Source organism: Ruegeria sp. ABV4_181 (assembly GCF_056158465.1).
In genome coordinates this window covers 2,356,663-2,377,141 of record NZ_JBSWTI010000002.1, presented here as the reverse complement: position 1 = coordinate 2,377,141, position 20,479 = coordinate 2,356,663, and the positions used below count along the sequence as shown (strand labels likewise).

19 protein-coding genes and 1 tRNA gene are annotated in these 20,479 nt (G+C 59.4%); 6 read left to right on the top strand and 14 right to left on the bottom strand.

The features are described 5' to 3' along the window. The first annotated feature begins 86 nt into the window (after positions 1 to 86). From ACXAC3_RS11730 to ACXAC3_RS11710, 5 genes are all read left to right on the top strand, one after another. Positions 87 to 944: a LysR family transcriptional regulator gene (locus ACXAC3_RS11730; protein ID WP_475160218.1), complete on the top strand. Its 858-nt coding sequence runs from the start codon at positions 87 to 89 to the stop codon at positions 942 to 944. A gap of 85 nt (positions 945 to 1,029) precedes the next feature. Beyond that, positions 1,030 to 2,280: a sarcosine oxidase subunit beta family protein gene (locus ACXAC3_RS11725; RefSeq protein ID WP_475160216.1), complete on the top strand. Its 1,251-nt coding sequence runs from the start codon at positions 1,030 to 1,032 to the stop codon at positions 2,278 to 2,280. Positions 2,281 to 2,293: 13 nt separating this feature from the next. Beyond that, positions 2,294 to 2,581, top strand: a complete 288-nt coding sequence (locus ACXAC3_RS11720) for a sarcosine oxidase subunit delta (RefSeq protein WP_475160214.1) — start codon at positions 2,294 to 2,296, stop codon at positions 2,579 to 2,581. Further along, positions 2,578 to 5,523 carry a sarcosine oxidase subunit alpha family protein gene (locus ACXAC3_RS11715; RefSeq protein WP_475160212.1) on the top strand — a complete coding sequence of 982 codons (2,946 nt, stop codon included), beginning with the start codon at positions 2,578 to 2,580 and terminating at the stop codon, positions 5,521 to 5,523. Before ACXAC3_RS11720 ends, ACXAC3_RS11715 begins: the two co-directional genes overlap by 4 nt. After that, positions 5,516 to 6,076 carry a sarcosine oxidase subunit gamma gene (locus ACXAC3_RS11710; protein WP_475160209.1) on the top strand — a complete coding sequence of 187 codons (561 nt, stop codon included), beginning with the start codon at positions 5,516 to 5,518 and terminating at the stop codon, positions 6,074 to 6,076. The genes ACXAC3_RS11715 and ACXAC3_RS11710 overlap by 8 nt, the downstream gene beginning before the upstream one ends. Positions 6,077 to 6,084: 8 nt before the next feature. Here the strand turns inward: ACXAC3_RS11710 and ACXAC3_RS11705 are convergent, their stop codons facing one another. Genes ACXAC3_RS11705 through ACXAC3_RS11695 form a run of 3 tightly spaced genes read right to left on the bottom strand, consistent with a single transcriptional unit; the run spans position 6,085 to position 8,236 of the window. Beyond that, positions 6,085 to 7,089, bottom strand: coding sequence for a GlxA family transcriptional regulator (locus ACXAC3_RS11705; protein ID WP_475160206.1), 1,005 nt, complete (start codon positions 7,087 to 7,089; stop codon positions 6,085 to 6,087). A 43-nt stretch (positions 7,090 to 7,132) separates the two neighbouring features. Next, the gene (locus tag ACXAC3_RS11700) at positions 7,133 to 7,384 is read right to left on the bottom strand and encodes a hypothetical protein (protein ID WP_475160204.1); all 252 of its coding nucleotides are present in this window, start codon (positions 7,382 to 7,384) and stop codon (positions 7,133 to 7,135) included. Between the two features lie 3 nt (positions 7,385 to 7,387). Next, on the bottom strand, positions 7,388 to 8,236 hold the full coding sequence (locus ACXAC3_RS11695; RefSeq protein WP_475160202.1) for an alpha/beta fold hydrolase: 849 nt from the start codon (positions 8,234 to 8,236) through the stop codon (positions 7,388 to 7,390). 104 nt (positions 8,237 to 8,340) lie between these two features. Here ACXAC3_RS11695 and ACXAC3_RS11690 point away from each other — a divergent pair, with 104 nt between their 5' ends. Then, the gene (locus ACXAC3_RS11690) at positions 8,341 to 9,210 is read left to right on the top strand and encodes a LysR family transcriptional regulator (RefSeq protein WP_475160200.1); all 870 of its coding nucleotides are present in this window, start codon (positions 8,341 to 8,343) and stop codon (positions 9,208 to 9,210) included. An 11-nt stretch (positions 9,211 to 9,221) separates the two neighbouring features. Here ACXAC3_RS11690 and ACXAC3_RS11685 read toward each other — a convergent pair whose 3' ends face one another. The 11 genes from ACXAC3_RS11685 to ACXAC3_RS11635 all read right to left on the bottom strand — a co-directional run bounded on the left by ACXAC3_RS11685 (position 9,222) and on the right by ACXAC3_RS11635 (position 20,459). Continuing rightward, positions 9,222 to 9,833, bottom strand: a complete 612-nt coding sequence (locus ACXAC3_RS11685) for a YrbL family protein (RefSeq protein WP_475160197.1) — start codon at positions 9,831 to 9,833, stop codon at positions 9,222 to 9,224. A gap of 184 nt (positions 9,834 to 10,017) precedes the next feature. Beyond that, positions 10,018 to 11,427 carry a hypothetical protein gene (locus tag ACXAC3_RS11680; RefSeq protein WP_475160193.1) on the bottom strand — a complete coding sequence of 470 codons (1,410 nt, stop codon included), beginning with the start codon at positions 11,425 to 11,427 and terminating at the stop codon, positions 10,018 to 10,020. Further along, the gene (locus tag ACXAC3_RS11675) at positions 11,424 to 12,173 is read right to left on the bottom strand and encodes a methyltransferase domain-containing protein (protein ID WP_475160190.1); all 750 of its coding nucleotides are present in this window, start codon (positions 12,171 to 12,173) and stop codon (positions 11,424 to 11,426) included. Before ACXAC3_RS11675 ends, ACXAC3_RS11680 begins: the two co-directional genes overlap by 4 nt. Before the next feature lie 9 nt (positions 12,174 to 12,182). Next, entirely contained in the window at positions 12,183 to 12,569 is a 387-nt protein-coding gene (locus ACXAC3_RS11670) for a GtrA family protein (protein ID WP_475160188.1), read from the bottom strand. Further along, positions 12,566 to 13,525 carry a glycosyltransferase family 2 protein gene (locus ACXAC3_RS11665; RefSeq protein ID WP_475160187.1) on the bottom strand — a complete coding sequence of 320 codons (960 nt, stop codon included), beginning with the start codon at positions 13,523 to 13,525 and terminating at the stop codon, positions 12,566 to 12,568. The genes ACXAC3_RS11670 and ACXAC3_RS11665 overlap by 4 nt, the downstream gene beginning before the upstream one ends. A gap of 398 nt (positions 13,526 to 13,923) precedes the next feature. Further along, positions 13,924 to 14,013, bottom strand: a tRNA-Ser gene (locus tag ACXAC3_RS11660). A gap of 90 nt (positions 14,014 to 14,103) precedes the next feature. Then, positions 14,104 to 16,545 (bottom strand): DUF3772 domain-containing protein, encoded by a 2,442-nt coding sequence (locus ACXAC3_RS11655; RefSeq protein WP_475160185.1) that lies wholly within the window; start codon positions 16,543 to 16,545, stop codon positions 14,104 to 14,106. Further along, positions 16,545 to 17,579, bottom strand: a complete 1,035-nt coding sequence (locus ACXAC3_RS11650; protein WP_475160183.1) for a cysteine synthase A — start codon at positions 17,577 to 17,579, stop codon at positions 16,545 to 16,547. Before ACXAC3_RS11650 ends, ACXAC3_RS11655 begins: the two co-directional genes overlap by 1 nt. Before the next feature lie 69 nt (positions 17,580 to 17,648). Continuing rightward, positions 17,649 to 18,764, bottom strand: coding sequence for an NUDIX domain-containing protein (locus ACXAC3_RS11645; RefSeq protein WP_475160182.1), 1,116 nt, complete (start codon positions 18,762 to 18,764; stop codon positions 17,649 to 17,651). 29 nt (positions 18,765 to 18,793) lie between these two features. After that, positions 18,794 to 19,234 (bottom strand): TrgA family protein, encoded by a 441-nt coding sequence (locus tag ACXAC3_RS11640; RefSeq protein WP_475160180.1) that lies wholly within the window; start codon positions 19,232 to 19,234, stop codon positions 18,794 to 18,796. Positions 19,235 to 19,250: 16 nt separating this feature from the next. Then, positions 19,251 to 20,459 carry a class I SAM-dependent methyltransferase gene (locus tag ACXAC3_RS11635; RefSeq protein WP_475160178.1) on the bottom strand — a complete coding sequence of 403 codons (1,209 nt, stop codon included), beginning with the start codon at positions 20,457 to 20,459 and terminating at the stop codon, positions 19,251 to 19,253. Positions 20,460 to 20,479: the final 20 nt, after the last annotated feature.

The following is a 20,479-nucleotide window of genomic DNA, read 5'->3' as shown; positions in this document are numbered from 1 at the left end:
GGCAGACTATCTCTGGCCGCCGTCCTCTTTGACAAACGAAAGAACTTTAGTCTTAGGTATTACCATCACTAATAGGTTGGTTACCGATGGCAAAATCCCTTCCGCCGCTCACGTGGTTCAGATCGTTCGAGGCCGCAGCCCGGCGGCTGAGTTCAACCGCCGCCGCCGAGGAAATCGGCCTGACCCAATCCGCCATCAGCCAGCAGATCAGATCGCTGGAAACCCGGTTGGGCGTGGTGCTGTTTCATCGCCATGCGCGGGGCTTGTCGCTGACCGACGAAGGGCGCAAGTTGTTGCCCCAGGTCGAGGCCGCTCTGGACATGTTGCAAACCGCCGCCTCGCCCTATCTCGCCGAAGAACGCGCGAGGCACATTACCGTCGCGGCCTCGGTCAGCGTTCTGGAATGGGTGATTTCACCTGCCCTGCTCCGGTTTCAGGCCCAGCACCCCGATACTTCGGTCCGCTTCGTCAGCACGATCTGGCCCGACGAATACGCGGCCTCGCGCGCGGATGTTGAGATCCGGTTCGGGTCGGAAAAGCAGGTCGGCAAAAACGCCACGCCGCTGCGGCCCAACACCCTGATGGCGGTGAAGTCCCCTCATCTGAGCGCGGAATTTCCGGACTTGCCCCTGATCGAATCCGTTGGCACCTCGGACAACTGGGCATCCTGGTCCGAGGTGACGGGCCACTCTGTGCACAGCCCGACCTATTTCGTGGATTCCTATGGGCTGGCCCTGCAACTTGCCACAACGGGCAACGGCGTCGCCTTGGTGAATGCTCTGGTCGCGGATCACGCGCTGAAAGCCGGCCTTGTGATTCCTGCCGCAGACGCCTCGGCCCCGGCAAGCGAGGGATATTTTCTGGCAGTACAGCGCAGCTCGCCCGAGGTTGATGCGTTTGTGGACTGGTTTTCCCAGACATTGGCCGACCGCGCAATCCGATAGGGTCTGATTCAGACATGTCGATGTCGCATCTGAGGATATCCAAACACCGCATAATGGTGAATTCTGGCAAAAAAAGGTCCAATTCATGCGATATTCAGGCTTCCGAGTCTTCAAAGAGGCGCTTACCGGCCACAAGGGGTGGAAACCGGTGTGGCGCGATCCCGAACCCAAGGCGCATTATGACATCGTCATAATCGGCGGCGGTGGTCACGGGCTGGCCACGGCGCATTACCTGTCCAAGGTCTATGGTCAGCGCAATGTGGCCGTGATCGAAAAGGGCTGGATCGGAGGCGGCAATGTCGGGCGGAACACGACGATCATCCGCTCGAACTATCTGCTGGACGGGAATGAGCCATTCTACGAGTTCTCGCTGAAACTGTGGGAAGGGCTGGAACAGGACCTGAATTACAACGCCATGGTCAGCCAGCGCGGGATCGTCAACCTGTTCCATTCGGACGCGCAGCGCGATGCTTACACACGGCGCGGCAATGCGATGATCCTGAACGGAGCGGATGCCGAATTGCTGGATGCGGATCAGGTGCGCCGGGAGCACCCCTATCTGAATTTCGACGACGCCCGGTTTCCGATCAAGGGCGGCCTTGTTCAGCGGCGCGGCGGCACTGTGCGGCACGATGCCGTGGCCTGGGGTTATGCGCGTTCGGCGGACAGTCACGGCGTCGACATCATCCAGAACTGCGAAGTCACCGGCCTGCGGATTGAAGATGGGAAGTGCCTAGGCGTCGAGACCTCAAAAGGCTTTATAGGGGCGGGCAAGGTCGGCTGCGCAGTGGCCGGGAATTCGGGCCGCGTGATGGGGATGGCCGGGATGCGGCTGCCCATTGAAAGCCACGTCTTGCAGGCTTTTGTCTCTGAGGGGTTGAAGCCGGTCCTGCCCAGCGTCATCACCTTTGGCGCAGGGCATTTCTATGTCAGCCAGTCCGACAAGGGCGGGCTGGTTTTTGGCGGCGATATCGACGGCTATAACACTTATGCTCAACGCGGCAATTTGCCGGTGGTCGAAGACGTCTGCGAGGGCGGAATAGCCCTGATGCCGATGATCGGCCGCGCCCGTTTGTTGCGGATGTGGGGCGGTGTCATGGACATGTCGATGGACGGCTCGCCCATCATCGACCGCACGCCGATTCAGGGGCTCTATTTCAACGGTGGCTGGTGTTACGGCGGGTTCAAGGCGACCCCGTCGTCGGGCTATTGCTTTGCACATATGCTGGCGAAGGACGAGCCGCACCCGGTCGCAACCGCCTATCGCCTCGACCGGTTCCGCACCGGCAGGATGATCGACGAAAAAGGCGCGGGTAACCAGCCCAACCTGCACTGAGGGGACCAAGGATATGATCATCAACCACCCTTTGCTGGGCCCCCGCGACGCGTCAGAATTCGTCTATCTGGGCGATGCCTCATTGATCGACCGGCCTGATTGGCAGGCCGAGAACGCGGCCGACGCTTTCTATGAATACGCCTATCTGCGCGACAACCCTGCCGGTGAACATCGCGAGTTGTGGTTCCACGAGGCGGGCGACCGGTCTTGGCTGGTCGTCACACGCAACACGCTGACGCATGAGATATCAAAGGTGGAACTGGCCCGTGACGTGGCCCGCGCCCGGGGACGATCCAAATGAACCAGGAAAACCGGCTGAACGGCGGCCAGATCGACCGCAACACGACCCTGAACTTCCGCTTTGACAACCGCAGCTATACTGCGCATCCCCGCGATACGCTGGCCTCGGCGCTGCTGGCCAATGGTGTCCGGTTGGTCGGGAGGTCGTTCAAATACCACCGCCCGCGCGGCGTGCTGACCGCAGGGTCCGAGGAACCCAATGGTATCGTCGAATTGCGCGCGGGTGCCCGTAAGGAGCCCAACACGCGCGCCACAACAATCGAGATGTTCGACGGGCTTGAAGCGCAATCGCAAAACCGCTGGCCCAGCCTGAAATTCGACGCGCTTGCGGTGAATGATCTGTTCTCGAACTTCCTGTCAGCCGGGTTCTACTACAAAACGTTCATGTGGCCCGCTGCGTTCTGGGAGAAGCTTTACGAGCCGATGATCCGCCGCGCCGCCGGGCTGGGATCGCTGTCGACAGAGGCTGATCCCGACGAATATGACAAGGGTTTCCGACATTGTGACCTGTTGATCATCGGCGCGGGTCCCGCCGGTCTGATGGCCGCGCTGACGGCCGGGCGTGCCGGAGCGGACGTCATTCTGGCCGACGAGGATTTCACCCTAGGCGGCCGCCTGAACAGCGAGACGTTCACGCTGGGCGATCAAAGCGCCAGTGATTGGGCAGCGCAGGCCGTGGCCGAACTTTCGTCCTTGCCCAATGTGCGCCTGATGCCGCGCACAACCGTAATCGGCGCGTTTGACCACGGCATCTACGGTGCTGTCGAACGGACCGGAGACCACCTGCCAACCTTGCCGGCCGGAAAACCCCGCCAAATCCTCTGGCGCATCTACACGCAAAAGGCGCTGCTTTGCGCCGGGGCGACCGAGCGTCCGATTGCCTTCGAAAACAACGACCGGCCGGGCATCATGATGGCCGGCGCCCTGCGAACCTATGCCAACCGTTTCGCGGTCACGGCGTCGCAGCGCGCTGCGATCTTTACCAACAATGACGATGGCCACCGCACCGCCGCCGATTTGCATGCCAAGGGCGTCAAGATTGCCGCTGTTATCGATGTGCGCGAAGATGCGCCCACCAGCTATGACTATGAGGTTCTGAAGGGCGCCAAAGTGGTTGATACCAAGGGTCGCCGCGGGCTGAGCTTTGTCGAGGTCGCTCTTCCGAATGGCGAGACCCGCACGCTGGATTGCGGCGCGCTAGGCGTGTCGGGCGGGTGGAATCCGAATGTGCACCTGACCTGCCATCAACGCGGTCGCCCCAAATGGAATGAGGCCTTGGCGGCATTTGTCCCCGGCCCTGACCTGCCCGTGGGCCTGTCTGTCGCGGGTGCGGCAAATGGAGAGATGTCGACACATGGCGCGCTGCGATCCGGCGCTGAAGGCGCTGCGACCGCACTGGATCTGACCGGTTCGCTGCCGGATCTGCCAGAGGCCGAGGATGCGCCGGTTGCGCTGAAACCGTTCTGGTACGTCCAGGGCTGCAAGCGCGCCTGGCTGGATCAGCAGAACGACGTGACCGTCAAAGACGTCAGGCTGAGCTATCAGGAAGGGTTCCGCTCGGTCGAGCACCTGAAACGCTATACCACGCTGGGCATGGCTACGGACCAGGGCAAAACCTCGAACATCGGCGGGCTGGCGATCATGGCCGAAGTGGCCGGAAAATCCATTCCCGAGACCGGCACAACCATCTTTCGCCCGCCTTACACGCCCGTTCCGATCGCTACATTTGCGGGCCGCATGAAGGGGCAGGATTTTCATCCGACCCGCCTGACGCCATCGCATTACTGGGCAAAGGAACGCGGCGCGGTGTTTGTCGAAGCCGGCAACTGGCTGCGCGCGCAATGGTTCCCATTGCCGGGCGAGACGCACTGGCGCGAGTCCGTGGACCGCGAAGTGCGCCAAACCCGCGCCTCGGTCGGGGTGTGCGACTGCACGACGCTGGGCAAAATCGACGTTCAGGGCACCGACGCGGCTGAGTTTCTGAACCGCGTTTACGCCAACGGGTTTGCAAAGCTGGCCGTCGGAAAAACCCGCTATGGCCTGATGCTGCGCGAGGATGGCATGGTAATGGACGACGGAACAGCAGCGCGGCTGGCCGAAGATCACTTCGTCGTCACCACAACCACGGCCAATGCCGTCGGCGTCTTTCGCCACATGGAATTCGTGCGTCAGTGCCTGTACCCGGATATGGATGTCCAACTGATCTCGACCACCGAAGCCTGGGCGCAGTTTGCGGTTGCCGGACCCAATTCGCGTACGCTTCTGCAAAAGATCGTGGACCCGGAATTCGACATCTCGAACGAGGCATTCCCGTTCATGGCCTGCGGCAACATTACCGTTTGCGGCGGGCTGCGGGCGCGGCTGTTCCGGATTTCGTTTTCAGGCGAGCTGGCCTTTGAGATCGCGGTCCCGTCCCGCTATGGCGACGCGACGATGCGGCGCTTGATGGCCAAGGGCGAAGAGTTTGATGTCGTACCCTACGGCACCGAGGCGCTGGGCGTGATGCGGATCGAAAAAGGGCATGCCGCCGGGAACGAACTGAACGGTACTACCACGGCGCTGAACCTTGGCATGGGCAAGATGGTCTCAAAGAAGAAGGACAGCATCGGCTCGGCCCTGTCGGAACGCGAGGCGCTGAACGCGCCGGAGGTGCTGAGGCTGGTGGGTATCAGGCCGCTGAATGCCGACGATAAAGTCACCGCTGGCGGACATCTGATGGCGGCCACAGGCCCGGTCGATGCCGCCCACGATCAGGGCTATGTCACCTCGGCCGCCTATTCCCCCATGCTCAACAGCAATATCGGGCTGGGTCTGTTGAAGAACGGTTCAGAAAGACAGGGCGAGAAAATGCGCCTCGTCTCACCCCTGACCGACCTGACCGTCGAGGTTGAAATCGTCTCGGCCCATTTCGTTGACCCGGAAGGAGAGCGTCTTCGTGCATGATCTTGTTGCTATAACCGCGCTGGGCCATACCGAACCTTTGGTGGACATTGTCGGAGGGGTCACATGCACCGAAGTTCCAGGTGTCGCGCTGGCGTCGGTCGCGGCGCGTCTGGGTCAGGAAGGACCGGCGGCGAAAGCCCTGTCATCGCTGATCGACGCGCCGGCCCCGGACATCGGCAGATGTGCAGGCACGGCTGTCAGCGCATTTTGGGCCGGCCCCGAACAATGGATGATCGAAGCACCGATTGAGACACATGAGGACATTGCTCATCAGGTGAAGTCAGCGATGGGTGCAACCGCCTCGGTGACGGAACAAACCGACGCCTGGACGCGGTTCGACCTGAGCGGCGAAGGTATTCCCGCGGTTCTGGAATTGTTGTGCCAGCTTGATCTGCGCCGCATCGATGAAGGCGCAGCCGCGCGCTGCGCCATACATCACATCGGCTGTTTCCTGATCTGCCGGGCACCCGGATCGTTCAGCGTCTATGGACCGCGTTCCTCGGCCGGGTCGCTGCACCACGCCATCGTCACGGCCATGCGGTCAGCGCTGTAAGGCAACGGTCAGACCGACGGCAAGGGCGCGTTGTCCTCGACCCGAAATCGGTTGATACGGCGCCTGTCCTCGCTCGGGCTAAGCCCGAAGGCCGCCCGGTAATGCGTCACCAGAGGCGCGACCGACCCATAGCCGATTGCGGCGGCAATCTCGGGGATCGGATCCTTGGTATACACCACCATTTGCCGCGCGGCCTTCATGCGCATGGCGCGATAGTAGTGGCTGGGGCTCTGACCTGTTGCCTGTTTGAACGCCCGTTCGATCTGCCGCGGGGTGACGCCGGTGCGACCGGCGACATCGGCAATTGAGATCGGCTGGCTCATATGGCCGGCGAACAACTCAACACAGCGCGACACCAGCGCCGGCAGACCGTCGCCTGTGTCTGGTACTGCGGCGTCGGGAACCTGTTGCCGCACCCCTGCCCCCCGCATCATCGGGTGCTGGAACCAGCATGCGACCTCATGCGCGACGTCGCCGCCCAGCCGGTCCTGTATCAGGTGCAGGGCAAGATCAAACCCCGCCGCCGCGCCGGCGGCAGTGTACCGGCTTGCCGTTCTGACGATCACTTCGCTGCGGGCGTCCAAATCCGGAAATTCAGCCTCGAACGCGGATTCATAGCACCAATGGACCGAGACTGGATGACCGCTCATGACCCCGGATCGCACCAGCGGGAAGATACCGCCGCTGATCCCGCCCAGAACCATTCCGTGTCGGGCAAGGCCACGCAGCGCCCCGTTGCCGGTCTTTGGGTTGTCGAACCCGGATGTGGGGCTGCTGAGCAGAAACAGGATGTCCGTATCCCTGCATTCGGCCAGGGATCGCTCTGCCTCGAACCCGACGCCTGCACTGGACTGAACCTTCTGCCCGTGTTCCGAAATCAACGACCAGCAGAACGCCTGTTGCCCGGCGATTTCATTGGCTGCCCGCAACGGTTCGATGACCGAGGTCAGGCAGGCCATGGGAAACCCGTCAAACAGCAGAAAGCCGATCTCGATTCTGTTTTCCTTCAGCATGGCCCTGTCCTAGCAGGAAATCCGCGCTGCCCCTATGGGGTGTTTACGCCCAGCGGAACAGCCCGATCACCGCCGAAGATGCATAGAACACCTGCAATAGCAGAAAGGTCCATCGACGATCGATTACGGCCCATGCAGCGAACAGGCCCGCCGACAGCAGCAACAGGGTGAACCCCAAAAGTTCGGCCCCGATATTTGACGCAATCAGCAGGGCATAGGCCATGGCCAGCACCGATCCGGTGATTTCGAAGACAGTTGTCAAACCGCGCTGGCGCGTGGTGTCCATCTTAGCCATGCCTCACCCCTTCCGCTTCAGAAAATCAATCAAAAGGGCTGCGACGCGCTCGGGTTGATCCTCCATCGCAAAGTGACCGCAGTCTTCCAGAACATGCAGTTCAGCACCTGGAATGGCAGCCTGCAGTTTGTGCGCCCAATCCACGACCTGCCACGCATCGTCGGCGCCCCAGATCAACTGCACTGGCCGTGCGCCGAGCTCATGATACCGGGGGGCCAGATCGTTTGTGTGTTCCGCGGCGTAGTGCCGGACCTGATGCTGAAACAGGCTGCCCTGCCCGATCGGACCGCTGATGAAATCCAGATATGTGTTCAGCGCGGTTTCAGCCAGACGCTCTTTGTTTTGGACGGTCGACAGCAACCATTCCCGAAAATGGGCGCGGTGGTCCGCGTCAGGGGCACTGATCAACTGCTCCAACCCTGCCTGCATCTGTTCCCGGGTCCGCCGGGACGGCCAGCTGTCAAAGCTGACCACGTCGATCATCGTCAGTGAGCGGACCCGCTGCGGCGACTGGATCGCAAAGCGCTGCGCGATACCGCCGCCGATGTTATGGGCAATGATGTGCAGGTCCTCCATACCCCAGCGTTCCAGCAAAGCCTCAAATATCGGAACCTGACCCGTGACCGACGTGTCGATGGCCGGGTCCCAAGGTCTCTCTGACAGTCCAAACCCCAACAGATCGTAGACATGGACCTTGTAACCGGCCCCGACCAGTTGGGGCAGCACGTTGCGCCAGATAAAGGAAGAAGACGGCGTGCCGTGGATCAGAACCACGGGTTCGCCTGTCCCATATGTCCCGTGTGCAATGCGAGTACCATTGACCACGGTATGATCGGTGACGAGATGTGACATGAGGGCTCCGAAAATATCTCTTTCCCTGTAAGTAGACCGGCGCTAGGTTGTGACACTAATGAATGATTGTCATCTAGCGATCTGTTTTTGTCATGGGCGAGCAAATGAACGAACGGTTGGAAATTGATGCGCTGCGCGCTTTGCTGGCTATAGCGGCTCATGGCGGCGTGACCCGCGCGGCGGAACATCTTGCGCTATCGCAATCGGCGGTCAGTCACAAAATCCGGCGACTGGAACAGGCGCTGGACTGCGATCTGCTGGCCCGCCGCCCGGGCAGCCCGTTGTTCACCGATGCCGGCCAGCGCCTGTGCGATTATGCCAGACGTATCACCGACTTACATGACGAAGCTCTGGCAGCCTTGGGCAGGAAGCCCCTCTCCGGCACATTGCGGCTGGGCATGACCGAAGACACCACAACCAGCGGTATCGCGCGGATTTTGGGGCGGTTCACCCGGCTCTATCCCAGCGTCCAGGTGCGCACGCGCACCAGCCAGAGCCTCAACGTTCAGGCCTGGCTAAAAGCTGGCGAACTGGACGTGGCCGTCATGCAGATTTTTAGCGATGATGTGCAGCCGGATGATCTAATCCTGTTCGAGGATTCGTTGCATTGGGTCAAATCGCCGGATTTTCGGGTCGATACATCCCTGCCTGTCCCGTTTTTGTCTTTTGACAATCAGTGCTTCTATAGAAAGTGGGGGCAAGGAACCGCGGAACACCGGTTCGAAAACGTTCTGGAATGCCCCAGCGCGGCGGGCATCCAGTCTGCGGTGCGGTCCGGTCTGGGCGTTGCGCTGTTGAACGGCTTGCACGTCACCCCGGACATTGCAGTGATCGAGGACGTGTTTCCCACGCCACCCGGCATTGCCTACGTCGCCCGCACGCATCTGAAACGCCGCAATCCGGCGGCGATGGCGCTGATTGAGGAGATCGGCAAAGAAGTCCGAAACGCCATTCCCTTAAAGGTCGCCGGATAGGCGCAAAAGCGTCAGCCCGCCCCCAGCCTAAAACCTTTGGACATACGTGTCCGGCGACGCTCGATCGACTTGTGGAAAGCCCATTTGCTGAACAGTGCCAGCGGGAACATAACCCGCTCACCCAGCCCGTCAATGATCACTAGTTTGCCGTCACGCTCCTGCGCGCGGACAATGTTTTCAAAGCTCAGGTCGCCCACGACGATTTGTCCCCTTTCGAGGTCGTCCAAAAGCTCCATGAACTCATCGTGCAGCCGCTTTCGACCGTCCCGGTCCTTGGCAAGAGCCACGCGTTCGGAATGCAGGGTCGGCGCAAGGTCACCATCCGGCCCCGTCAGCTTTTCCACCACAATAGCAGGACCCAGCGAGGTCGGAGCATATCCCATGAAATGAGCCAGGCGCTCAATCTCCGGGCAGCCGCGATTTAGGACGGCCAAATATTCGTTTGCTTCACGGTTCCATTGCCGCAGATTGCCATAGCGCCATTCCGCATATCGCGGAATGAAATGGCTGCGGGCGGGTTCATCCACCCGCACCTTCAGCAGCGCGCCCTCAAGTTCAGGGTGCTGGAAAATCTTGTAGTTGCGGCTTTCGCGCAAGGGGCTGAAATCGCTCAGGTCAATCATGACAGCTTGATCCAGTTGTCGGGCAGCGTGCACATAACCGGGCACGGGTTTCAAAATGAGAACCCTTCATAAAACGTTCTTAAACCCGTTACAATCGACCATTACGCCAAGAATAACGCAAAAAGCCGACGCTCACCGGAACGTGTCAAAGGTCATGCGATGCCGACGGGCAACCGCCCCTTTGTCACGGCCCTATGTCCGGGTTGGGCAGCAGTACAAAGGCGCTTTGGCCCGCTGCCTCGATCACCGGAACGTGGGCCCAGTCTCCGGGATCGAACGAGGGCGCGGCGGTCTTGCACTCTGCAGGCGTTTCATCACAGATCAACACCTCGGCCCCGGTCAGGTAGTTCAGCCTGAGCCGTAGTCCCCGCGACGCCTGAACATGCGCCCTGCGCGCGCCTTCCAGCCCCCAATAGCTGCCGTAGACGTAAATGGTTTCAGTACCTTCCGGGATCGCCTCGGCCATCTCGCGCGTGGATTGCTGCCACGGCGGGAAGAACCGATAGGTGGTTTTGCCGAACATCAGCACCTTGACCAGCAGCACACACATCAGCGTAATCCGGGCTATGTTGCCCCATCTGGTCGATGACTCAGACAGCTGGATTGCCACCGAGGTCAGGGTCAGGCCGATCAAAATCCATATCCACCCCAGCGAACGAACAGGGACATTCACTCCGGACATCAGCGCTTTGGCAAAAAGCGGTGCCAACCCCGCCCCGGCTGCGACCAGAATGACAAACGCAAGGTATTTTTGCCGGACGAACAATGCGACATAGGCGGCCGCGAACACCACAAGCAGGCCCACACCGTTATTGGCCACCCCGCCGCCCAATTGCGTAAGCGCGGTCTGAAGGTAGATCTTTTGCGTTTCCAGATTTGCCCACAGGTCGGCCACGGTCTCGACTTCGTTGGGGTTGCGCCACTGGGCCACGGGAATTCCAAAAATGCCGTGATGGATGTAGTTGAGCGAATAGACCACCAGAACAGCCAGAACGAGGCTGACGAAGAAGAAGCCCAGCGTCACCACAAGGCTCTTGAAGGTTTTGGGCGCTTTCCAGGACAGCAGAACAAGGGTGAGCAGCAGGAACGGGAAGGTGGTATAAGCCATGAACGACAAGGGCACCGCCACCATCAACAAAGCACGGGCGACCCAATGGGGCAAAAACACGGTCGCCACTGCAAACAGAGTGATGACGAACATGCCCGGAATCAGCGTGTTGAACCAGAAGGATATAAAAAACGCGGGAATTGACAGGGCAACAAAAAGCGCGAAATAGCCCTTGTACCAACCCCCGACCTCGCGGCCCAACAGGATCACTGCGGTTGATGCGGAAAACACCGACCATCCCGCAAGGTATATCAGGAAATGCACCGGCGCCGGCAGCAGGATCGGTCGGTACTGCCACCAGTAGTTAAGCCATCGCCCTTCATCCAGAGCCTTTTCATAAGCCATGTCAATACTGCCAACCAGCGTCGGCAAATCATCGTGACGAACAAACGGATCCATAAGCTGTGGAAGATAGACCAACAACAGCGCAGCGAAGCACAGCAAAGTCAACCGGGCGAGTTCGTGCCCCAAAGGTCTTGGGGTCATTCCTTGCCCCTGTGCGCACGCGCGATCATCGAGGCGCGGGCCTGTGCAATCGCCGTGACCGTCTTTCGCGGCAACCTGCGCACAATCATCTTGCGCAGCTTCCAACCCAGGGTTCCGACCTCTTTCAGCGCGCCGCTCTCTACCCTGGTTTTCAGAACCTCGGGCGGCAGCCTTTTTGCGCCTTCGTCATTGGCGTAAAGAACGGTGTTATAGCGATACCAGGGTTCGATCATGGAATTGCCGAACATGGCCGGCCGCAGGCAGTCATAGGCCGCATAGCCGCGCTGATCGAACAGATCCTGCCAGAAGGACAGCGGCTGTTCGTTGATGTGAAACTCGCCCCCCTGCCCGGGCACCGCAGCCGAAAACAGGATCAGATCGGCATGGGTCGTCAGGCTTTGCACCAGACTATCCGAAGCCTCATGCGGAAGGTGTTCCCCGACCTCCAGCGACTGCGCTAAGTCGAACCGGCGGTCGAGATCGATGGGTTGCACGAGGTTTTCGCCGAAAAACGCTTCGCGCGGTATGGCAAGCCGTTCACGATCGACATAATCGCCGTCCACGCCCGCGATATCGGTACAGCCCGCCGCCGACCACTCGGACAGCCACACGCCGCGACCGCAGCCGAAATCCACCACGCTTTCGGGTTGAATCCAGGACTGGACATAATGGATCAGACTGTTGGCGGAACGTCTGGCGCCCTGATCGATATAGTCAAAAAACTCGTTGGAATAGATGTGCGACATGGCTGATCTCTAGACTGAATTTCGCTCGCGATAGACCCAAAGCCGAAGGATCACAAAGTTGAGGATGGGCAAGACGACAACAACCAGTGCGGCGGATACGGGCTCTGACAGGCCCATCCGCGGTCCCGCGTAACCGGTGATGATGGACGACACGACCAGCCCGACCCCGATCATGCAAAGAAACCGCCCGAACTGCGCCGGCGCAACAAGGGGTTTGCCAAAGGTCCAGGTTGTCTGGCCGACATATTGGATCAGGATCGCCGAGCCAAAGGCAAGGAAATTGGCGATCCAGGGCGAAGACAGCAGATGCAGCAGCCCCAGATATGCCACCATGTAATAGGCGGCCACTCCGGTGCCCACGACCGCAAAACGGAATATGCGGTGGCGTTCGCTCATCGCTGCCCGGCCAGATCTTCTATGATTGTTTCAACCGTCTGACCGGCCTGTTCGTCGATATAGAACAGCGGACGACCCTTGGCCTCGACATAAAGCCGGCCAAGGTATTCGCCGATGATGCCAAGCGTCAGCAACTGTATCCCGGAAAAGAAGCTGATGATCAGGACGGTCGACGCCCAACCAGCCACGGCGTTGTAAAGGATAAGCGACCCGAACACATAAACCGCCATCAGCGCCGCGACGATCAGGGTCAGAAAAGCCATCCGAGTGGCGACCTGCAACGGTTTGATCGAAAAACTGGCCAGCGCGTCAAACGCAAATCGGACCATTTTGGACAGCGGGTATTTCGTTTCCCCCGCCACGCGCGGATCCCGGATATATTCGATGCCAATCTGCCGGAACCCCGCCCAGGCAAACATGCCCCGGATAAACCGCGCCCGTTCTGGCATTTGCAGCACCGCGTCCAGCGCACGCCGGCTGACCAGACGGAAGTCGCCGGTATCGTTCGGGATGGGCACATCGGACAGGCGATTCAATACGCGATAAAATCCATGCGCCGTCACCTTCTTGAACCAGCTTTCACCTTTGCGTTCGCTACGGCGCCCATAAACCACGTCATAGCCACGATCCATCATCGCCATCATGTCCGACAACAGTTCGGGCGGGTCCTGCAAATCCGCGTCCAGCATGAAAATGCGGTTGCCTTTGGCCGCCATCAGCCCTGCTGTCAGAGCCACCTGATGGCCGCGGTTCATCGACAGTTTCAACCCACGCAGCGCGAGATGTTCGTTGCACTGCTTGCAGATCGCGTCCCACGTTCCATCCGTCGAGCCGTCATCGACCAGAATAATCTCGGACTGGTCGCGCCAGGCCTCGGTCGCCGCAATCAGACGCCCGACAAGAAGAGGAATTGACTCCTCCTCGTTCATGCACGGGACGACCACAGACAGTAACATTGAACCTCCGAACGCGATTTTTCTGCTCAATTTTCAGCGCTCCGGGTTCTGGCCTTGCGGACACGCTGCTGTTGTTTTTCATTTAACGTCTGGTTGCAGAACTTGATATCCCAACAATCAGCGATCGCTAATTGGCAAACGCCAGTTTTCGAGGGGTAGTTACCCATGCGACACATCAATTGGCACCACAGCTGGTCTTTGTTCCGATCGACTACGTTGGGCCAGAGTTTTGCACTGCGGATATGGCAGAAATTGGCCCTTCCTGCGGCATTGATCAGATGGTCAGAGCATTGCCCGCAAGGACCCCATCACTTTGGCTGTCACAACCCCGCGCGACACTTGATCGCGCCGGTCTGGCTCAGTGCCTGAGCAAACATCTTGCTGAAACCGGGAATGGATGGCGGAGAGACAGGGATTCGAACCCTGGAGACGGTTTCCCGCCTACACACTTTCCAGGCGTGCGCCTTCGACCACTCGGCCACCTCTCCGTGCCGGCGATATTTGGACCATCGCCGGAGGATTTGCAAGGGGCGAATAAGGCGAAAATTCAACCTTCTGCCACCGCGATGCAGGGGCGGCTAGATATCATCCGCTTCGCCATCGGACAGGTCCGCCTCGGTCATGTCGACTGGCTTGGTTTCTGACCGTTTTGCAGGAGGCGTTTCAGTTTCCGCCTTTGGTGGCGACGGTGGCACAGGGGGCGATCCCCGAAGGGTTTCGGGGTTACGCAGCCAGATATCGCGCTGCGCGAAGGGGATTTCGATACCCTCTTCAGTAAAGCGGCGGTTGATCTCGTGGTTCATGTCGGACTTGACCGACAGGGCCCAGTTCACATCGCGCAGGATGGCGCGAATCTCGAAATCCAGAAAATCCGCTCCGAACCCCTGAAACACAACGCTGGGCGCCGGGTTGGCCAGAACCATCGGGTGCGCATTGGCGACTTCGCCGAGTATCTTCTCCACCACACGAGTGTCGGTTCCATAGGCAACACCCACCGGTACGATGACCCGCCCGATTGTGTTGCCGCGGGTATAGTTCGTGACCACTCCGCTGATCAGGTCCGAATTGGGAACGATCACGTCGGTCCGGTCAAAAGTCTCGATCCGCGTCGAGCGCACCGAGATGTCGCGGACATAGCCCATCATCCCGTTCACATCGATCCAGTCCCCTTTAGAGATCGGACGTTCGACCAGCAGGATGATCCCCGAAACGAAATTCGACACGATTGTCTGCAGACCAAACCCGATCCCGACCGACAGCGCCCCCGCAACAATCGCCAGCGAGGACAGGTCAAATCCTGCAATCATGATCGCGACCAGCGCGGCCAGGAAAATGCCGACATAGCCGGTCCCGGATACGATGGCGTTCTGCCCACCGGGATCGATGCTGGTCTTGGGCAACAGTGAATTTCTCAACCCGCTTTGCAGCAATCGTGTCAGGCCATAGCCGATCACGAACACGATCAGGAAGGTGATGAAATTGCTGGGCGAGATCGTGACGCCGCCAATATCGAAACCCAGCAGCAGACGCGACCAGGCTTCCATCAAATCCGTTTCGCGCGCACCCCAATACAGCGCCAGAACCGGCAGCATCAGGATGGCGATGGCGAACCCGGCCAGAACGGAAAACAGAGAATCCCGTGCAGCTTCGCCCTGCCCGCTGATCCAGCCGTAAACCGAGGTGATGAAGCGATGGAAGATTGCCAGGGCGGCAAACAGGACCAGCGTTTTCACGGCGGGAAATACGATTGCCTCGGCCGCGTTCGTGAATCCGACCGCCGCCAGAATCGGGCTGATCATCCCCAAAAGGAACAACGCCTTGCGCAGGAACTCAACAATTTGCGTCAGGCCGGAAACACGTGGCGTTCCGTTTGCTTCCGCGTCATCAGCCGCCGGTTCGTCGGCTCTTATCCTGCGGATGCGCAGCAACAGAAACGCAGTCCCGACGACCACCGGAAAGCTGATCACAGCCCGGGTGGCATCCGAAAGATTTTCAATCTGGTCGAACAGAAGACCGAATTCGTACACGATCAGGAAGGCCGCCAGGATATCGAGATAAACCCGCAACTTGGTGATGTTCTTGCGCGAAATACGGTTATAGCCCTGCGCCGCCTGCGAGACCTGAATTTGACGCCCGATCCAGTCGTAATACAGGACCAGCGCGGCCCAATAGGGAACATTCTGGATCAACAAGGTTCCGCGCAGGCCTAAAAGACCGGTCATGACGATTGCCTGCACCAGAGCCCAAACGCCAAGCCATGGCAAAAGAATCCGCAGCAGCGAAACTAGGAACGTCCATACGCCGCTGCCCCGCCCGCCCAGATTTCGCAGGTAATCGCCGGCTGTTTCGGACCAATAACGCCCGTAAAACAGCAACACTCCCGCAGCGAAGGTCAGAAAGAGGATGCCCAGACCACGATCGCGCAGGCGGGTCTGAACCACGTTTGCCTTCAGATTTTGCGACGCTTCGCTGAACAACCCGCGCACGGCATCGACAAGGTCGATCCAGGCAGGCCCCCAGTAAACCGGGTTCAGCGGTGAAGGTCCGCGTTCAAGCAGCTCTTTCGTCTGCCGGTCGCGCAGGAGTTGATCAATCTCACTGATCAGCCCGTTGGCACGGCTAAAGGCTTCTTCCGAGATTATTTGCGGAACCTGCAGACTGTTGAGCTGTTTTTCCAGATGCGTACGCAAATCCGCGATTTCTTCAGGTTCGGTCGCGTCGCCTTCGGGTGGCGGACCCAATGCCTTGATCTGCGCATCGAGCGTCTGAATACGATCGGTATTCGCCGAGCGTGCCCTGTTGAAATCTTCGCGGTACTTATGGATTTCGGACCGCAGGTTTTCGAGGGCCGCGTTCGAGGTCCGGTCGGCCTCAATCTCTTGTTCGGCCCGGTCCGCCGTTTTGATCCAGCCCTGATAATACTCGCTTTGCCGATCCGTCAGCTGGGCAGCGGCGGGGCCGCCCAGTATGGCGAGGCAAACCGAGACAAGGGCCAGAAACAGGCGGACCTGCCGCAGCATCACACGTCCTCGAATACGCCGGGAATGCTGCGTGGGGCTTCGGTCATCCAATCCGGCACCGGCAGTTCTTTTTCCCGCAGGAATTCCGGGTTGAACAGCTTGGACTGATAGCGCGTGCCATAGTCGCACAGGATCGTCACGATGGTATGTCCCGGCCCCAAATCCTTGGCCAGACGCACCGCGCCCGCCATGTTGATCGCGGTCGAACCGCCCATAACCAGACCCTCATCGCGCAGCAGATCAAAGATATAGGGCAGCGCCTCGCTATCGGTCATCTGGTAAGAGTAGTCCGGCGTGAACCCTTCCAGGTTCTTGGTGATGCGCACCTGCCCGATACCTTCGGCGATCGAGCTGCCCTCCATCGCGATCTCGCCGGTGGTGTAGTAGGAATAAAGCCCCGCTCCCATCGGATCGACCAGAGCGATCTTGACGCCCTTGGGCTGCAGCGCATCGGCCACACCGGCCAGTGTACCGCCCGAGCCTACGGCGCTGACGAACCCGTCGACCTTGCCACCGGTCTGTTCCCAGATCTCGGGACCGGTGGTTTCGACATGGGCCTGCCGGTTGGCGACATTGTCGAACTGGTTGGCCCAGATCGCGCCATTGGGTTCGGTTTGCGCCAGTTCCTCGGCCAGACGGCGGGAATAATGCACAAAGTTGTTGGGGTTGCGGTACGGCGCGGCCGGAACCTGCACCAATTGCGCGCCTGCCAGACGCAGCATGTCCTTTTTCTCTTCGGACTGGGTTTCGGGGATCACAATCACCGTCTTGAACCCCATCGACGCGCCCACAAGCGCCAGACCGATGCCGGTGTTGCCTGCGGTGCCTTCGACAATCGTCCCGCCCGGTTTGAGGTCGCCGCGCGCGACCGCGTCACGGATGATATACAGCGCCGCGCGATCCTTGACCGACTGGCCCGGATTCATGAATTCGGCCTTGCCGAGTATTTCGCACCCGGTCTCTTCACTGATGCGGCGCAACCGGATCAACGGGGTTTTTCCTACTGCGTCGGCAAGGTCTCGTGCAATGCGCATGGCGCCCTCATTTCATTACATATCAACGAAGATTTACAGTTGCCGTGCGACAACCACAAGCGGCGATAGCTAAGCGCGCAGACGCTCGCGGTGACGGGCCAGCCAATGGGCCAGAGACAACAGCGGCAAATCCTTGAACTGGTGGTTGTCGACCCTGTCCATAAATTCCGTAAAGGGCAGAATGCGGGTGCGGATGTCCTCGCCCTCCGACGCCAGCCCGCCATTGTCGATGGTGTGGGTCAGGTCGGCCAGCCCGACATAGAGGTGAACATACTCGGTCGAAGACCCGCTGGACGAATATGCGCCACCTGCATATTCCAGCCCGTCCAGCACCACCTGTGCCTCTTCCCGCGTTTCGCGGCGCGCGGCCTGTTCCGGCGTTTCACCGGGGTCGATCATACCGGCCACGGGTTCCCACATCCAGGGCTCGGGATCTTCGATCAGAAACACCGGCGGGCGGAACTGTTCGACCAGCAACACCGTATCGCGCGCCGGATCATAAGGCAGGACAACCACGGCGCTGCCCTGAAGCAACCCGTTGCGGTTCAGAACCGGCCCCATCGACCCGTCATTTCGACGGTGCTGCAATTCTATTTCTTCCATACCGAAATAGTCGATATAGGCGCGTGTGTGACGATGAACGATGACGTCGCCGGTTGCGTCGCGGCCTTCCGCCGTCCTGCGTTGACGCGCGGCAATCTTGGCCCAGGCCCGGGTGCGGATCGACGGAAAACTGCGGGCGATCGTCGCCACATCAACCTTGCCGAAATAGGCCATCACTTCTTGCGCGGCCAGCAACGTCAATTCGCCCCACGCGTCAGCCCATTCCTGCAACGACCAGGGCGCGCCCGGTGTCCACAAACCCGGCTCGGGGTAAAACACCCGCGCTTTGGCCCTGGAACCGTCGGTCAGATCCACCAATTGCGGGCTGAGGTCATAGTCAAACCCACCTTCATAATAGGTCAGCCGTTCAAGGTTTTCCGCGCTAAGGTCGCGCACCAACAATCCGTCGGCCACACCCCCGGGTTGTTGTAAAATCATGGGAAAGGCCTGCCCCTCTACCCCATAGACGGCATGATCCGGCAAAGACGCCTGCGAAACGGACAGTTGGGAAAACGGGCGGCCCAGCACCAGTTCCAGCAACGGCTGATGCCTGAGCGTGCCGTAAAAAAAGAGATCGGACACGGAATGAGGTCTCGTATTGATTTCCGGGTTTACCGCCAGCGGCGACTGGCTTCTTCGGTGGCTAGGCCCGCGATAAGTGCTCCGATAGCCAATGTCCACAGGATTTCCGGCACCAGAAGCAGCCTGCCGTAGTCAACGCTGATCTGGAAAATCGCCAGCAACGCCTCAAACGGTCCGTCATAGCGGTGACGCATGGCGAGACGAAACATCTCATAGCAGCCCTGCACGAACAGCGCCCAGAACACCAACGACGCGATACCGGTCAGACCGTTATTCACGGCCGCGGTCCATCCGCGGCCAGCCCGTTTGCCCATGATTTTCCAGCCGCAGGCAACCGCAATCAGCATGTTCACATAGGTGAACCAGCCGTAATCCTTGCCCTCTTCCCCGTTGTTGATGATCATGCTCGAGACCAGAAAGGCCACCACCGCCAGACAAAGAGCAGCAACGAGACGCGAGGCACTGGGCATTCGAAATTTCCGTTTGTTAACTGGGTTTTGCTACAGTGATCTGTGTCACATCGCAGTTGCCGGTGTCAAAGGCTGCGCCGCAGGCGGTCAAATAATAATTCCACATGCGGCGGAAACGCTCGTCAAAGCCCAGTTCGGAAATTTCGTCCCACTTGTCATTGAAGGTCTCGTACCAACGGCGCAGCGTCAGATCATAGCTTTTGCCGAATTCCCTTGATTTCACGACCATCAATCCCGCCTGCGCGACCTGCTGTTTCAGGATCGACGGTGCAGGTAACATCCCGCCCGGGAAGATATATTTCTGAATGAAATCAACGCCGTTCTTGTAAATGTCCCACCTGTGGTCGGCAACGGTGATGATTTGCAGCGTGGCTTGCGCACCGGGTTTCAGGCGGTCCCGTACCGTATCGAAATAGATCGGCCAGTATTTCTGACCGACGGCTTCGAACATCTCGATCGAGGCGATGCCGTCATACTGTCCCTGCTCGTCCCGATAATCCTGCAACTTCAGCTCAACCATTTCGGAAAGACCAGCTTTTTCAATTCTTTGCCGGGCAAAGTTCAACTGTTCCCGGCTGATGGTCAGACCTGTGACCCGAAGGCCACGCTCTTTCGCGGCATATTCCGCGAACCCACCCCAGCCACAGCCGATCTCTAATATGTGGTCGCCCGGTCTGGCACCCATTTCATCGACAAGGCTGGCATATTTCGCCGTTTGCGCCTTTTCCAGACTTTCCTGCCCGGTCTCAAACAATGCGCTGGAGTAGGTCATCGTATCGTCCAGCCACAAGCCATAGAAATCATTACCTAAATCGTAATGGTACGAGATGTTTTTCTTGGCTTGCCTACGGTTGTTGCGATGCAGCCAGAACCGAAGTCTTTCATAGGCCTGGACCAGAAACTTACCGGTGAAATCGTCGTAAACGGTTTCCGTACCCAAATGCACCAGATCCATGAAGGAACGCAGGTCCGGTGTGCTCCAATCCCCTTCCAGATAAGCATCCGAGAAGCCCAACTCACCTTCCCGTACCAAACGCGCAAAGACATCAGGGTCGTGGATATCGACCCGGGCGACCGGACCCGGCCTGGCGCCTTCGGACCGGAACACCCGGCCATCCGGCAGTGCGATGTCCAATCGGCCGGATTGCATCCGGTTCAGCATCTTGAAGACTTGAACAAAGTATCTGGGCAGGTCTTTTTGCCCTTCTGTCGTCGTCAGGATCATCCGCTCTCCCCTATGCGGCT